This window comes from Anaerococcus porci (assembly GCF_034090325.1).
Taxonomy (GTDB): domain Bacteria; phylum Bacillota; class Clostridia; order Tissierellales; family Peptoniphilaceae; genus Anaerococcus; species Anaerococcus porci.
The window spans coordinates 1-14,627 of the sequence record NZ_JAXDSU010000039.1; the positions used below are offsets into that span (position 1 = coordinate 1).

A 14,627-nucleotide genomic window follows, 5' to 3' on the forward strand; every position below is an offset into this window, starting at 1 on the left:
GTGATTATGCTACATGGGATACGCCAACAGGAGATAGGTGTCCTGAGTGTGGAGACTTGTTAGTTCACAAGAAAAATAGGTCAACTGATGAGATAAAATGTAACTCATGTGATTATGTAAAAGAAAAGATAAGATAATAAAGAGTGATGAGCAGGATAAAATCTTTTATCCTACAACATCACTTTTTTAAATAAATTATTTGATTTCTTCTGAAAAACCTTCAAGCTTAGATGTGCAGTGAGGACATCTTGTAGCTTCAATGTCGATTTCACTTTTGCAGTGAGGACAAATTTTTGTAGTAGCTTCTTCTTTAACTTCTTCTTTTCTTTTAGCCTTAGCTAAAGTTTTTACTATCATAAATAGGAATAATGAAATAATTAAAAATGTTATAATTGCATTAATAACATTACCTACTTGTAGTTTTGCACCAAATATATCAAAAACTAAGTCTTTATAGTCAACACCTGCTGTTAGTCCTGAAATAATAGGCATAAGTATACCCTCTACAATAGCATTTACAATTGCTGTGAAAGCAGACCCCATAACAAGACCTATAGCCATGTCAATTACGTTACCTTTTGAAATAAAATCTTTAAATTCTTTCCACATAAAAACTCCTCATATTAATAATTTTTATTAATATACCCAATTTATTTGATGATTTTATTTTTTTTAAAATATAAAGATGTAGTATAGTATAATTAGATAAATAGAAAGGTTTTTTTTAATGAAAAGTATACAAGTTGATGATGAATTTTATAAGAAAATTTCAAATTATGCAGTTTTTATTCCCTTAGTTGAAATAAATGGCAAAGATCATATACTTTTTGAGATAAGATCAAATATAGTAAAGCAACCTGGAGAAGTATCCTTTCCTGGTGGAGGACTTGAGTATGGAGAAAGCTTTGAGATGGCAGCCATAAGAGAGACTATGGAGGAGCTTAACTTAAATGAAAAAGACATAGAACTTATGGGATATTCATCTATGATTTTATCTTCTTCAAATAGACATATAAAGGCATTTTATGGTAAAATTTGTAGAGAATTTGAAAATATAAGCTACAATCAAGAAGTATCTTCACTTTTTACAGTAGATATTAATTATTTTATTAATAATCCACCAAAAAAATATACGGCAAAGCTTGATATGAATTTTCCTAAAGATTTTCCTTTTGACAAGATACCAAATGGAAAAGATTATAATTTTCATAATTATTTTCATACTATGTACTTTTATGACACCAAGCCAGTTATATGGGGATTAACTGCCAAATTACTTAAAGATTTTATTAAAATCTATCAAAAGCGATAATTATTATATAAGATTATCTTTTTGTGGTAAAATTATGGTATGTAAGAAAGACTTTGTAAAAGAAAGATAGGGATATGAAAAATTATATTATAGAAAAATTAGAAGATTATTCTAAGTCTAATGATAAAGTCAAAGCTTTATTTTATATAAAAGAAGACAATAATGATGAGCATTTTTCAGAAGTTTATCTTCTTATGAGAGAGATTATTATTTCTAAGATGAAAGAAGACTTAGAAAAAATATTTGATGATTTTGTTTTAATTAATAAGAAAAAAGGTTATTTCAGGATAGAGAAAAGAGATCAGCAATTTACAAAATTCGAAATATTTACCTTGGATTCCACAAAAATTACTGTAAATATCATTCATAATGACTTAAAAGTTGATTTTATAAAAAGTCTTAAGGGTGATTTAAATTTTATATACGATGAAGATGGAATAGAAAGTGAGTTAGAAAGAGAAGAAAATTTATATAAGATGCCTAAGGCATATGAATTTGAAGAGTGTAGTAAGAATTTCTTCTCTATGTCTTTAGATACTTCTTTCTCACTTTTATCAAGGGATAAGATAAGTGCAAGTTTTAAAATGCAAGCTTTAAGAGATGAGCTATATAAGCTATTAAATTGGTACATAATAGATAAGTACAATGGAGGAATGGATATAGGTCTTTATGGTAATAATCTTATCCATACTCTTGAAGCAGATATCAGAGATGACCTCGTAGAAATTTTCTCGAATTCTGATATTATAGATACTTATACAGCAATATTTAAATCTTGTCAGATATTTAGGAAAATTGGAATGGAATTTGCTAAGAAAAATAATTTTACCTATCCAAAAAGAGATGATGTGTATAGCCTTAAGCTACTTAGAAAAAATTACAAAAAGATGGAGAGTCTTTTAGCGTAGGAGTATAGATGAAAAGAGGGAAGAAAACACTTATATTTTTCTTAAGTTTAATCTTTATAATCTCTCCACTTGTTTCTTTTGCTGATGATAGTGAAAGACAAGCTGGCGATAATATTGTAGGGGTAGATGAAAATGTAAGAGCCTATATAATAGGAAATGAAGAAAATGGAGATATATTCTATCAAAAAGATGCAGAGACTAAATATCCTATAGCATCTATGTCAAAGCTTATGACTTTTCTTTTGGTAAGAGATCAAATTGATCAAGGCAAGCTAAGTCTTGACACAAAAATAAAGGGAACAAAAGAGGCTGAAGAACTTACAGGGCCAGGATATTCAAAGCTTGGAATAAAAGAAGGGGAAGAATATACTGTAAAAGAACTCATTACAGGTTTAATTGTAGTAAGTGGTAATGACTGTGCAAATCTTTTGGCAACAAGTATTTCTGGAAGTGAAGATAAATTCGCGCAAAATATGAATGAAAAAGCAAAAGAATTAGGTCTTACTAGTCAAGAATTTTATAATGCTTCTGGCCTTAATACAGAAGATAATAAGCAAAATTCCTCATCTGCCAAAGATTTATTTGAGCTTGTAAGAATTATTCTTGATAAGTATCCAGATATATTAGAATATTCTAAAATTAGAGAGATAAATGACTCAAAAAGAGGAATCAACGAGAAATCTACTATTCCGCTTATAGGAGAGATTGATGGTGTAGATGGACTAAAGACTGGAACAACTGAAGAGGCAAAGAGTTGTCTAACTACAACTATAGATATGTCAAAGCTTAATAACAAAAATAATTATAGGGCAATAGGCATAGTTATGGGTGCTAGTGATAAAGAAGTCAGGGATATGGCTATGACTGATTTAATATATTATGTATCAAGAGTTTTTAACTTCAAAAAAATAGCTGATACAAATCATCCTTTAAAGTCCGTAAGGGTAAACTCAGTAAAAGAAGGTTATGTAGAGCTTTATCCAAGTGAAGATTTAAGTTTTATTGTAAAAGATAATACTATGCCTAGTGTAAAATATGACATAAATAAAAATATTAAGGCTCCTATAAAAAAAGGAGAAGTCTTTGGTAAGGCCAATATTTCATATAATGATAAGAATTATGAAATTGATCTAGTTAGCAATAAAGAACAAGAAAGAGCAAGTGACTTTACAAGATTTAAAAGAACTATATCTGATGCTTGTGATTTTTTAGTCAAATGTATAATAGCTAGATAGAAAAAGTTTTACTTTTTCTATCTTTATGTTATACTTATAAAGTAAGTCTTGGTAGCTCAGCTGGATAGAGCACCGCCCTCCTAAGGCGGGTGTCGGAGGTTCGAATCCTCTCCAGGACGCCAGAATTATAAGGGAAAGATTGAATTTACAGTCTTTCCTTTTTCTTATCTTAAATAAAATATATAATAATAAACTAAAAAATTTAAGGAGAAATTATGGACGATAGATTTTACATGAAAGAAGCCATAAATGAAGCTAAACTTGCAAAACTTGAAGATGAAGTTCCTATAGGATGTGTTATTGAAAGAGGTGGAAAAATTATAGGAAGGGGTCATAACTATACCTTTAAGGGAAAATCTGCCTTAAAACATGCGGAAATTATTGCCATAGACAAGGCTACAAAAGTTGTAGGAGATTTTAGGCTATCAGATTGTACAATGTATGTAACAATGGAACCTTGTTCTATGTGTGCAGGTGCTATAATAAATTCGAGGATAAAAAGACTAGTAATTGCTCTTGCTGATGTAAAAAGAGGAGCTTGTGGGTCAAATACCAACATAACTGGAGATAGGACTCAGTTACACTACCTTGATGCAGAATTTGGTTTGATGAAAGATGAAAGTCATAAATTGTTGAAAGATTTTTTTGAAAATTTAAGAAAAAGAAAAAAGCCGAACTAAGTCGACTTATGTATCTGCAATTATTTGCCAATGAACATTATATTTATCAATAAGGGTTGTGAATAACTTCTTATTAATTTTTTGAGGTTCCATTAAAATTATAGATCCTTCTTTTAATTTTTGAAAGGCCTTATATAAATTTTCGCTATTTGTTTCTATAACAACCCTTCCATTGTTACCATTTACCCAATGTTTATCATCTGTAGTATCAAATAAATAAACATTATTACCATATATCTCAAGCTTTGAATTATAAATCCTATTTCTTACATCTTTAGGGAAGTTATAGCACTCGAAGTCTGAGTATCTTATTATTTTTTTAGGGAAATCTATACCAAATATATCACAATAATATTCTATTGCCTCCAAGCATTTTCCCTCTTTAAATGAAATTCCTACTGCCATTATTAAATCCTTTCTTTAATTAAATTTATCATATTGGTATAATATAATCAAGATTATTAAGTAAATATAAAAGGAGTAATTATGAAAATATCTTTAATAGATCCGTTAGTTGTAGATGATAAAAAAATTGAGGCTCACAAAAAAAAGCTAGAAGAATTAGGACACGAATTTGAATATTTCAAAGAAAGTGCTAAAAGTGATGATGAGATTATAAAAAGACTTGAAAATAGTGAAGTTGCTATGATTACTAATAATAAATTTTCCAGAAATGTAATAGAAAACACCAATCTTAAATTGATAGATGTTGCCTTTACAGGAGTTGATCATGTTGATCTTAAGGCTTGTGATGAAAATAATATTATAGTTGAAAATGCAAGTGGCTATTCCGATGATTCAGTAGCTGAGCTTGTAATTGGACTTATTATTTCAGTTATGAGAAAGTTTGACCTAAATAAGAAAAATATGTATGAAGATGAAAATAATAATCTTTTAGGACAAGTAATTAAAGGGAAAAAGGTTGGAGTAGTTGGTACAGGTAAGATAGGACTTAGGGTAATAGAATTATTAAAGGCATTTGGTGCAGAAATCTTAGCCTATAATAGAAGTGAAAAAGATAAGGCTAAGAAATTAGGAGCTAAGTACGTAAGTCTAGAAGAGTTGTTAAAAGAATCTGATATTGTTACAATTCATCTTCCACAAAATGATGAAACAATTGGATTTATTGGACAAAAAGAATTAGATTTGATGAAAGATAAGTCTATTTTAATAAATTGTGCAAGAGGCCCAATAGTAGATAATAACTATCTTGCTAAGTTATTGAATGAAGATAAGCTTAGGGCAGGAATTGATGTATTTGATATGGAACCTCCAATAGATAAGAATTACCCATTAAGAAATGCTAAGAACGCAGTTTTGACTAATCATATAGCATTTTTTACCCAAGAGGCTATGAATATAAGATGTGATATAGTATTTGACAACTTATATAAGTTCTTGAATGGGGAAATATCAAATAGAGTAAATTAAGATGGAAAGTAAGATTATTGCTATAGCAGGGGGATCTGCAAGTGGAAAAAGCACTATTGTAGATTATATTAAAAATTACTTTGCTGATGATTTATTTGTTATGGGTCATGATAATTATTATAAAGCCCATGATGATATTCCTTTTGAAAAAAGGGAAAAATTAAACTATGATGAGCCTAATGCCTTTGACAATGAAATGTTTATTAGGGATTTAAAAAGACTCAAAAGTGGTAAGGAAATTGATATGCCTATCTATGATTATAATATCCATACTAGAAGCGATAAAACTGTCCATGTATCACCTAAAAAGATTATCCTTATTGAAGGAATTTTAGTTTTATATGATAAAATGATAAGGGATATTACTGATACTATGGTATTTGTAGATGCTGATAGCGATGTTAGGCTTCAAAGAAGAATATTAAGAGATACAAAGGAAAGATCAAGGTCCCTTGATTCAGTACTAACTCAATATATTAAGCAAGTTAAGCCTATGCATGAAAAATATGTAGAGCCTACAAAAAAATATGCAGATATCATAATTCCTAGAGGAGCAAAAAATACTAGGGGTATTGAAATACTGATAAAACATATAGAAGATTTATTAAAGGAATAATATGGATGTTAAAATTTTGGATATTGATTATGAAAATCTAAAATCCTATATAAGTGGAGATAACTTTACGGCTTTTGATATTTTTGGAGCAACAAAGCATGAAGATGGTTATATATTTAGATTATATGCACCTAATGCAAATAGGGCCTTTATAAGAGGTGATTTTTCAAATTGGGAAGATATTGAAATGTACAAAGATGAAGAATTTGGATATTTCTTTAAATATATAAAGGCAAAAGAGGGAGATTTTTATAAGTATCTTTTGGAAAATAATGGATTTAGATTTGAAAAATTTGACCCTTATGCAAACTACCTTGACCAAGCTCCTCAATTTGCATCAAAAATTGTAGATACGTCATTTGAATTTACAGATGATAAATGGCTTAAAAAGAGAAATAAAAATTTTGATAAACCCTTAAATATATATGAAGTTCATATAGGTTCTTGGCTAAAATATGGAAAAAATTTAAATATACTTGATATAGCAGATAAATTGATTTTTTATATAAAGAAAATGGGGTATAGCCATATTGAGCTTATGCCTCTTACAGAACATCCTTATTATCCTTCTTGGGGCTATCAAGTTTCAGGCTTTTTCGCATTTACTTCAAGGTATGGCTCTATCAATGATTTACAAAAATTTATAAATCTTTGCCATAAAAATGATATAGGAGTAATATTAGATTTTGTCGTAGTTCATTTTGCTGAAGATTTTTATGCTTTGAAATACTTCGATGGAGATAGCCTTTACGAACCTGATTATAAAGATTTACAATACTCACAGTGGGGATCTTTAAACTTTGATTTTTCAAAGGGCCATGTTAGAAGTTTTATGAAATCAGCTATAAATTTTTGGATAGAAAAGTGTCACTTAGATGGAATAAGGATAGATGCAGTATCTAATATGATTTATAATGATGGAAATAAAAATAGGGGTTTAAATAAAGCTAATATTAGATTTTTAAAAGAACTTAATTCCTATTTAGATAAAAGGTATCCAAGTTTAATGAAAATTGCAGAAGATTCATCTTCTTATGAATTTGTTACAAGTAAGAATGGTAATGATAGCCTTGGATTTGACTATAAGTGGGATTTAGGGTGGATGAATGACACTTGTAAGTACTTTGAAATTGATTCTATTAATAGGATTAAGCATCAAGGAAAGATTAATTTTTCTATGTACTATTTTTATAGGGAGAATTTTATACTTCCACTTAGCCATGATGAGGTAGTTCATTTAAAAAAACCTATGATTTTAAAGATGAATGGATCTTATATTGATAGGTTTAAAGAACTTATGCTTTTATACACATATCAAATAACTCATCCTGGGAAAAAACTTAACTTTATGGGAAATGAGTTAGCAACCTTTGATGAGTGGGACGAAAATGAGTCTTTAAATTGGGATATATTGAAATTTCCAATCCATGATAACTTCAAAAAATATATTAGGTCTTTAAATAACCTATATTTAAAAAATAAGGCCTTTTATGAAAAAGACTTTGTTGAGGATGGTTTTTTGTGGAAGGTTGTTGACGATAATCAAAATTCAGTCTTTGTTTATGAAAGAAGAGCCAATGATTCGAGATTTCTTGTGGTATTGAATATGACAAATACCTATAAGAAATCTTATGAGGTTTCATTTGATGAAGACTTAACTTTTATAGAAAGATTAAATAATTTATCCAAAGATTTTGGATATGATAAAGAAAAAAGAGATGATATAAAAATTAGCAAGGGGGAGAATCTTAAACTTGAGCTTTGGGAATATGAAGCCCTAGTTTTTGAAATAAAATAAGATGGCAAGAAATGATAAAGCTATCAATCTATCATGGTTGGTAGAAAAATGGACAATTTGGGATAATCCATATCTTAAAAATATTTGGTTAAATTTAAAAACGCTTGATCTTGTAAGAATTATGGAAGATGTAGACACAAATGAAGATATAGAAGAATCTTATATTGATATAGAGCAGAATATGGAAGAGTTTGTCTGTATGCCTGGAAAAGAGGCTGTAAATGTGAAGCTTGCTCGTGAAGCTTTTATAGATATGCTTGATAGTCACATTAAGGATAGGTTCTTTGAAAACTATAATGAATATGCTCAAGGTGAAGAGTTTTTAGATATTATTTATGAATTGGGTCTTGAGAATAAACTTCAGGCTTTTAGAGAAAAAATAGCTGGCGATATCTTATTGAATTGGGCTAATGAAGAGAATATTAAGGTTGTTAAGGATATGGATACAATTAATATATATAATAGGGATAAATTTTAATTTATGATAAAAAAAAGCGTATTAGCTCTTATACTTTTACTTAATTTAACTGCTTGTTCTAATAAAGAAGTTAAGAAAGTAGAACCTGCATCAAAAGAAAGTTTAGGTATAGAGGATAAGAAAAAATCTAGCAAAGATGATACAAGTGCATCCGAGCTTCAAAAATATGAAACAAGTATATATGATTATTTTGATACTATAACATCTTTTACAGCTTACTGTAAAAATGAAGATGAATATAATAAGTATAAGGAATTAGTAGAAAGTGAAATGGCAAAATACCATAAACTTTTTAATAATTATGATTCATATAAAGATATAAATAATATCACAACCATAAACGAAAAAGCTGGAAAAGAGAAGGTAAAGGTTGATCAATCCATAATAGATCTTATAAAAGAAGGTAAGAAATGGTACAAAGAAACTGATGGTGATATTAATATAGCCTATGGAAGAGTATTACAGATTTGGTCGGATTACAGAGAAGAGGGTCTAAATAACAAGGATAAGGCAAGACTTCCTAAAGATGAAGAATTAGATGAAGCAAGTAAGCATAAAAATATAGATGCTATTGAAATTGATGAAAATGAAAAAACAGTATATATAAGTGATCCTGATGTTCAAATTGATATTGGTGGTATAGGCAAGGGATATGCAACAGAACTTATAAAAAGAGATTTGATTAAAAATGGACTTAAAAGTGGTCTCTTATCAGTTGGAGGAGATGTGGCAATAATTGGAAATAATCCAAAAAAAGGTGTAGATAATTTTAAGATTGCTATAAAAGATCCTTCTTTATCTGAAAAAAATCCTTATGCTGCAATAGTATCTGTAAAAGACACTTCGGTTGTTACAAGTGGAGATTATGAAAGGTTTTATGAGGTAGATGGCAAAAGATACCATCATATTATAGATCCAAAGACAAACTATCCATCAACAAACTTTAAATCAGTTTCAGTTATCCTAGACGATATTGGCCAAGCAGATGCGTTATCTACAGCTCTTTTTATAAAAGATCTAGATGAAGGTAAGAAACTGTTAGAAAAATTTAAGGCAGAGGCAATGTGGATAGATAAAGATAATAAAGTGTATAAGAGTGCTGGTTGGGATAAATTTGATGTTAGTGATGAAAATTAGGTACGTTTTATCGTATCTTTTTTTTATTTTATATAAAAAAGTCATTTTTTATATGGTATAATGTAATCTGTATTATAGGAGGTAGGTATGGAAAAAAAAGCTTTTAATAATGATAAATATATAGAAATTCAATCAGAAAAAATTGAAGAAAGAATTAAAGAATTTGACAAGTTATATCTAGAATTTGGTGGTAAACTTTTCGATGATGCACATGCATCTAGAGTTTTGCCAGGTTTTCAACCTGATTCAAAACTTCAAATGTTGAAGAAACTTAAGGATATTACTGAAATAGTAATAGTAATAAATGCAAATGATATCGAATCAAATAAAATTAGATCAGATCTTGATATAGGTTATGATAGTGAGGTTTTAAGATTAAAGTCTGCTTTTGAAAATTTGGGATTTTTTGTAAACTCTGTAGTTATAACACAATTTGATAATCAACCACAAGCTATTAAATATGCTAAGTATCTAGATAGTCTAAATATTAAAAATTATAAGACATATGATATAGAAGGTTATCCAAATAACATTCCTAATATCATAAGCAAGGAAGGATTTGGAAAAAATGATTATATAGAAACTCAAAGAGACCTTGTTGTAGTTACAGGACCAGGTCCAGGAAGTGGAAAACTTGCTACTTGTCTTTCTCAGATGTATCTTGAAAATGAAAGAGGAATAAATGCAGGATATGCTAAGTTTGAAACATTTCCAGTATGGAATCTCCCACTAAAACACCCTGTAAATATTGCTTATGAGTCTGCTACAGCTGATCTTAATGATGTGAATATGATAGATCCTTACCACCTAGAGGCTTATGGAAAAACTACAGTAAATTATAATAGAGATGTAGAAGCCTTTCCAATATTAAAGCAAATGTTTGAAAGAATATCAGGATCTTGCCCTTATAAGTCACCTACAGATATGGGGGTAAACATGGTTGGTTTTTGTATAGAAGATGAAGATAAAACTATAAAGGCCAGCAAGGATGAGATTATACGAAGATATTATAATGCTTTAGTTGACTATAAACTTGCAAAAATAGACTTTAAACCAGTAGAAAAAATAGAATTTTTAATGAGTGGACTTAATCTTGAAGCAAGTGATAGAAAAGTAGCTGTAAGAGCACGTGAAAAGCAAAAACAAAGTCATGTAGAAAGTTTCGCTATTCAACTTAGTGATGGAGAGATAGTTACTGGCAAAAAATCAACTCTTATGTCTGCACCTGCAGCCTGTATTTTAAATGCTTTAAAAAAAGTTGCTGGTATAAATGATGACATACCACTTATATCACCGCATATACTTGAACCAGTGTTAAAGCTTAAAGAAGATATTTTAAAAGAAAAGGATGAGTCATTGTCAGTAAATGATGTTTTAATAGCTTTATCCATATCTGCTACAACTAATCCTGTGACTCACCTTGCTATGGAAAAATTAGCTTACCTTAAAAATTTAGATGTACATTCAACAAATATTTTAGATGAAAGTGATAAGAAAACTCTTCTTAAAATGCACTTTAACCTAACTCAAGAACCGGTTTTGTCACAAGACTATATAAATTTATAAAAAGCACCCTATGGGTGTTTTAATTTTAAGTTGCTTGACAAAAATTAAACAATAGTATATCATATAAAATATAGTTAGAAATCGTTATACAAATTTAAAGGAGATTTACAATGAACAATATTAAGCTAAATGTTGAAAATGAAATTGCTTATGTTACTATCGACAGACCAAAAGCTCTTAATGCTCTTAATACTGAAACTTTAAAAGAATTAAATGAAACTTTTAATGACATTAGAAGTAGAAAAGATGTTAAAGTTTTGATTCTTACAGGTGGTGGAGAAAAATCTTTTGTAGCTGGTGCTGATATCTCTGAAATGGTTAACTCTAATTCTCAACAAGCAAGAGATATGAGTTTACTCGCTTATGAAACATTTAATATGCTTGAAGAAATGCCACAAGTTACTATAGCTGCTGTAAATGGATTTGCCTTAGGTGGTGGATGTGAAATTTCTATGGCTTGTGATATAAGAATAGCAAGCAAGAATGCAAGATTCGGTCAACCTGAAGTAGGTCTTGGAATAATACCAGGATTTGGTGGAACACAAAGGCTTCCTAGATTAGTTGGAAAGGGAATTGCTAAAGAATTAATATTTACAACAGACTCAATCAAAGCTGATGAAGCTTATAGAATTGGTCTTGTAAATCATGTAGTTGAAAAAGAAGAGTTAATTGATTATTGTACACAAATGGCTGAAAAGATAAAAGCTCAAGCAAGTTATGCAGTAACTTTAGCAAAACAAGCCATAAATCTTGGATTAGAATCAGATCTTCATACAGGTATCCAACTTGAAGCAAATACTTTTGCATCAACATTTGATACTCATGATAAAAAAGAAGGGATGACAGCATTCTTAGAAAAAAGAAAAGCAGATTTAAAAGACTTTTAAAAAAATTAATGAAAAATGACTATTGCAGATTCTGCAGTAGTCATTTTTTTAAATTAAGAATTATTTTAATTTCTTATAAATAAAAATTAATGGGCTCTAAGTCAAAATGACAATTTTTATGAAAAATTCCATATAAATGGGGCAATATATAGTAAAATTAATGATGAAATTATTAAACAAAACGATAATGAATAATTTAAAAAAGTAAAATGTGATTACGATTTAAATATATAGTTATCTATACTTTAAGATGAAATATGGGAATATAATTTTAATGGTAACAATTTAATAATTATTATTAAGTTTACATATGATTTGAAAATCGGGTCTGTTGCAATTAGTGATGTGTACTTTCTTTACTTGTTTTTCTAGTAAAGAGAGTACATATCATTAATAAGAAGTTCTTATTTTTTATCATCATATTCTACATAGGCAAAGTAATGATCTCTTTCATTTAAGTCTTCATTTTCATAGGTTTCAATGACTTCACTATTTATTGACTTAACAAGATCGATTATATAAGAACGAAGATTTGCCCTTCCAAGAATCTTCCTTCCCATATTTTCTTTTATATCAGTAACTTTTTTATATGATACAATAAATTTGGCTATATCAACTCCCTTAACTGCTCTTTTTTTCAAGATAAACTTAGCAATAAAGGTTAAAAGCTGATGAAGATTATTTGATTTTCTTTTTATATAAGTTATTATACCTTGGAAAAAAAGTCCCCTACTGGTAAGAAGAGTATCGAAAAATTCATCTTTAGACCTATTTTTTTCAAATGAAATATTTTTAGTTAAAAATTCAAAGATTTCATTTATTTCACTTTCACAATAATCAATAACTGTATCAGTTATAGAAAAATCCGGGTTGTTAAGTTTTGCCATAAATTCTACTACATAAGATGGAGTGCTTTTTTCATTTAAGTTTTTGTATTGATAAATATAGTTCGAAAAATCATAAAGAGTTTGGTCATGATTTTTGCCTATAGGCATAGAAAGTACCTTTTTCATAAGCTTATCATAATAATAAATGATATTGTCTGTGGTCATAATCTTATCTTCGAACTGCTTTACCAATATTTCTATGCACTCTTCTAAATCACTCGTTTTTATATAGGCATGAGATCTATAAGCATCTATTTTTATAAATGATTCATCTTTAAGTTTAATATAAGATACATCACCAAACTTATCAATGTGAAATGGAAATTTATCCATGTATTTATCAAAAATTTCTTCAAGATAAAGTTTATTTGAAAGATGTATTTTTAGCGTTCTACTTAAATTATTTAAGATTAGTTCTTTTATATCCATATTTGAAATCAATGGGTTTTTAGCCATTGAATGGACATAGTTAAATAATACATCCTTTAGACTTAATTGATTTTCTAGGGCATATTTTATGGAATTACTTATTTTCTTATCTTCACCCTTTAAGTCAGTAAATTCAAATGATTTTATAAGCTGAGTTTTCATATCAAGTGAAAAACCCTTAAAATCTTCTATATCATCATAAGCGTTAATTTGTCTTATAGGGAGGGGATAAGTTACAGTAGAGCCTGTTTGGATATTAAATATTTCATTTCCACATTTTGACTTATATTTGGCAGTTCCATTTTCATGGAGGTGACCTGTAAAGACAAATTTAACTTTCATATCAGCCAAAACTTCTATGGGTAGTTTATTATTTATACGCTTATCGGAATCTTCATATTTTTTATTCCAATTTTTAATGATAAAAGGTCCAAGTACCAATCTTTGATTTCTGAAGTTTGGAATTAAGGCATGGTGAGCTAGGACAAAAATCATATCCTTTCTTTTTTTAGCTTTTTCAATCTCATCTACGGCCCATTTCATAAGATTTTTATCAAGAGCTCCAACTACATTATTTTTTCTATCTTTATGATTTTGTTCATAGTCTAGTGAATAAATTGAAGAATCTAAAAATATTAGAGATATAGAATTTTTATTTGACAGCTTATCATCAAGTCTTGCTGCAAAAGAAAGATAACCCTGGCAGTAGTATTTATCCCTATCATCTCTTGCATATCTTTTATTAAGTATATCTAGATATTTCTTAAAATGATTACTATCCTTATAAAAACTTATAATATTGTTTTTATAAGTAAAATCATATATATCGAAAAAATCTTTAGGTTCAATAGTTTTAGTATTTTCAAGTTTTCTATAATTATATGCTTGGTAGTTATTTATATCGTGATTTCCAGGAATTAGAAAGATTCGCCTATCCTTATCTTCATCTTTCCATTTTTTAAGGATAGAGGATACTTCAAGGTGAGATTTTAATTCACCATCTTTTGTCAAATCTCCTGGTATTAGAAGATATTTACTTTCATTTGTGCTTGCAAGTTTTAAGGCCTCTTTTAAAAGTCCTTGCCCCTCTACTAAAAATTTCCTATCATATTTTACAGCCATATTAAATTCTTTATTATCTGCCATTAATTCTCTAGATAAAATATGGGTATCAGAAATAATGGTAAAGCTTATCTTATTTTTATCTTTATTCAAAATTACACTTCCTTGTACACTTTCTTTATATCAATATACCATAAGAGT

15 protein-coding genes and 1 tRNA gene are annotated in these 14,627 nt (G+C 28.7%); 13 read left to right on the plus strand and 3 right to left on the minus strand.

Features of this window, described 5'->3' with window-relative positions:
- A partial coding sequence (locus tag SOR60_RS03875; RefSeq protein WP_320595258.1) for a hypothetical protein occupies positions 1 to 137 on the plus strand: 137 nt, incomplete at its 5' end.
- A 58-nt stretch (positions 138 to 195) separates the two neighbouring features.
- On the opposite strand, the gene mscL is transcribed toward SOR60_RS03875, so the two are convergent.
- Positions 196 to 609, minus strand: coding sequence for a large conductance mechanosensitive channel protein MscL (mscL, locus tag SOR60_RS03880; protein ID WP_320595248.1), 414 nt, complete (start codon positions 607 to 609; stop codon positions 196 to 198).
- A gap of 118 nt (positions 610 to 727) precedes the next feature.
- Here mscL and SOR60_RS03885 point away from each other — a divergent pair, with 118 nt between their 5' ends.
- The 5 genes from SOR60_RS03885 (at position 728) to SOR60_RS03905 (ending at position 4,135) form a co-directional block, all read left to right on the plus strand.
- Positions 728 to 1,312: an NUDIX hydrolase gene (locus SOR60_RS03885; protein WP_154541631.1), complete on the plus strand. Its 585-nt coding sequence runs from the start codon at positions 728 to 730 to the stop codon at positions 1,310 to 1,312.
- A 74-nt stretch (positions 1,313 to 1,386) separates the two neighbouring features.
- On the plus strand, positions 1,387 to 2,220 hold the full coding sequence (locus tag SOR60_RS03890) for an aminoglycoside 6-adenylyltransferase (RefSeq protein ID WP_320595249.1): 834 nt from the start codon (positions 1,387 to 1,389) through the stop codon (positions 2,218 to 2,220).
- Positions 2,221 to 2,228: 8 nt separating this feature from the next.
- Positions 2,229 to 3,455: a D-alanyl-D-alanine carboxypeptidase family protein gene (locus SOR60_RS03895; RefSeq protein WP_154541627.1), complete on the plus strand. Its 1,227-nt coding sequence runs from the start codon at positions 2,229 to 2,231 to the stop codon at positions 3,453 to 3,455.
- Positions 3,456 to 3,500: 45 nt separating this feature from the next.
- A tRNA-Arg gene (locus SOR60_RS03900) sits at positions 3,501 to 3,577 on the plus strand.
- 93 nt (positions 3,578 to 3,670) lie between these two features.
- On the plus strand, positions 3,671 to 4,135 hold the full coding sequence (locus tag SOR60_RS03905; RefSeq protein WP_154541625.1) for a nucleoside deaminase: 465 nt from the start codon (positions 3,671 to 3,673) through the stop codon (positions 4,133 to 4,135).
- A 6-nt stretch (positions 4,136 to 4,141) separates the two neighbouring features.
- Here SOR60_RS03905 and SOR60_RS03910 read toward each other — a convergent pair whose 3' ends face one another.
- Positions 4,142 to 4,540: a VOC family protein gene (locus tag SOR60_RS03910; RefSeq protein WP_320595250.1), complete on the minus strand. Its 399-nt coding sequence runs from the start codon at positions 4,538 to 4,540 to the stop codon at positions 4,142 to 4,144.
- Positions 4,541 to 4,621: 81 nt separating this feature from the next.
- Here SOR60_RS03910 and SOR60_RS03915 point away from each other — a divergent pair, with 81 nt between their 5' ends.
- The 7 genes from SOR60_RS03915 to SOR60_RS03945 all read left to right on the plus strand — a co-directional run bounded on the left by SOR60_RS03915 (position 4,622) and on the right by SOR60_RS03945 (position 12,048).
- Complete coding sequence (locus SOR60_RS03915; protein ID WP_320595251.1) at positions 4,622 to 5,566, plus strand: NAD(P)-dependent oxidoreductase; 945 nt, start codon at positions 4,622 to 4,624, stop codon at positions 5,564 to 5,566.
- 1 nt (position 5,567) lies between these two features.
- Positions 5,568 to 6,182, plus strand: coding sequence for a uridine kinase (gene udk, locus SOR60_RS03920; RefSeq protein ID WP_320595252.1), 615 nt, complete (start codon positions 5,568 to 5,570; stop codon positions 6,180 to 6,182).
- A 1-nt stretch (position 6,183) separates the two neighbouring features.
- Positions 6,184 to 7,980, plus strand: coding sequence for a 1,4-alpha-glucan branching protein GlgB (gene glgB / locus SOR60_RS03925; RefSeq protein WP_320595253.1), 1,797 nt, complete (start codon positions 6,184 to 6,186; stop codon positions 7,978 to 7,980).
- Position 7,981: 1 nt separating this feature from the next.
- Positions 7,982 to 8,458: an acyl carrier protein gene (locus tag SOR60_RS03930; protein ID WP_320595254.1), complete on the plus strand. Its 477-nt coding sequence runs from the start codon at positions 7,982 to 7,984 to the stop codon at positions 8,456 to 8,458.
- Positions 8,459 to 8,461: 3 nt separating this feature from the next.
- The gene (locus SOR60_RS03935; RefSeq protein WP_320595255.1) at positions 8,462 to 9,595 is read left to right on the plus strand and encodes an FAD:protein FMN transferase; all 1,134 of its coding nucleotides are present in this window, start codon (positions 8,462 to 8,464) and stop codon (positions 9,593 to 9,595) included.
- An 87-nt stretch (positions 9,596 to 9,682) separates the two neighbouring features.
- Entirely contained in the window at positions 9,683 to 11,161 is a 1,479-nt protein-coding gene (locus SOR60_RS03940; RefSeq protein WP_320595256.1) for a DUF1846 domain-containing protein, read from the plus strand.
- Positions 11,162 to 11,271: 110 nt separating this feature from the next.
- Complete coding sequence (locus SOR60_RS03945; protein WP_154541609.1) at positions 11,272 to 12,048, plus strand: enoyl-CoA hydratase-related protein; 777 nt, start codon at positions 11,272 to 11,274, stop codon at positions 12,046 to 12,048.
- A gap of 404 nt (positions 12,049 to 12,452) precedes the next feature.
- Here SOR60_RS03945 and SOR60_RS03950 read toward each other — a convergent pair whose 3' ends face one another.
- The gene (locus SOR60_RS03950; RefSeq protein WP_320595257.1) at positions 12,453 to 14,579 is read right to left on the minus strand and encodes a metallophosphoesterase family protein; all 2,127 of its coding nucleotides are present in this window, start codon (positions 14,577 to 14,579) and stop codon (positions 12,453 to 12,455) included.
- Positions 14,580 to 14,627 lie beyond the last annotated feature (48 nt).

Coding starts and splice junctions, on each gene's coding strand:
- SOR60_RS03885 (WP_154541631.1), top strand. CDS start 728: ATGAAAAGTATACAAGTTGATGATGAATTTTATAAGAAAATTTCAAAT.
- SOR60_RS03935 (WP_320595255.1), top strand. CDS start 8,462: ATGATAAAAAAAAGCGTATTAGCTCTTATACTTTTACTTAATTTAACT.
- SOR60_RS03895 (WP_154541627.1), top strand. CDS start 2,229: ATGAAAAGAGGGAAGAAAACACTTATATTTTTCTTAAGTTTAATCTTT.
- SOR60_RS03930 (WP_320595254.1), top strand. CDS start 7,982: ATGGCAAGAAATGATAAAGCTATCAATCTATCATGGTTGGTAGAAAAA.
- SOR60_RS03890 (WP_320595249.1), top strand. CDS start 1,387: ATGAAAAATTATATTATAGAAAAATTAGAAGATTATTCTAAGTCTAAT.
- SOR60_RS03910 (WP_320595250.1), bottom strand. CDS start 4,540: ATGGCAGTAGGAATTTCATTTAAAGAGGGAAAATGCTTGGAGGCAATA.
- glgB (WP_320595253.1), top strand. CDS start 6,184: ATGGATGTTAAAATTTTGGATATTGATTATGAAAATCTAAAATCCTAT.
- SOR60_RS03945 (WP_154541609.1), top strand. CDS start 11,272: ATGAACAATATTAAGCTAAATGTTGAAAATGAAATTGCTTATGTTACT.
- udk (WP_320595252.1), top strand. CDS start 5,568: ATGGAAAGTAAGATTATTGCTATAGCAGGGGGATCTGCAAGTGGAAAA.
- SOR60_RS03940 (WP_320595256.1), top strand. CDS start 9,683: ATGGAAAAAAAAGCTTTTAATAATGATAAATATATAGAAATTCAATCA.
- SOR60_RS03905 (WP_154541625.1), top strand. CDS start 3,671: ATGGACGATAGATTTTACATGAAAGAAGCCATAAATGAAGCTAAACTT.
- mscL (WP_320595248.1), bottom strand. CDS start 609: ATGTGGAAAGAATTTAAAGATTTTATTTCAAAAGGTAACGTAATTGAC.
- SOR60_RS03915 (WP_320595251.1), top strand. CDS start 4,622: ATGAAAATATCTTTAATAGATCCGTTAGTTGTAGATGATAAAAAAATT.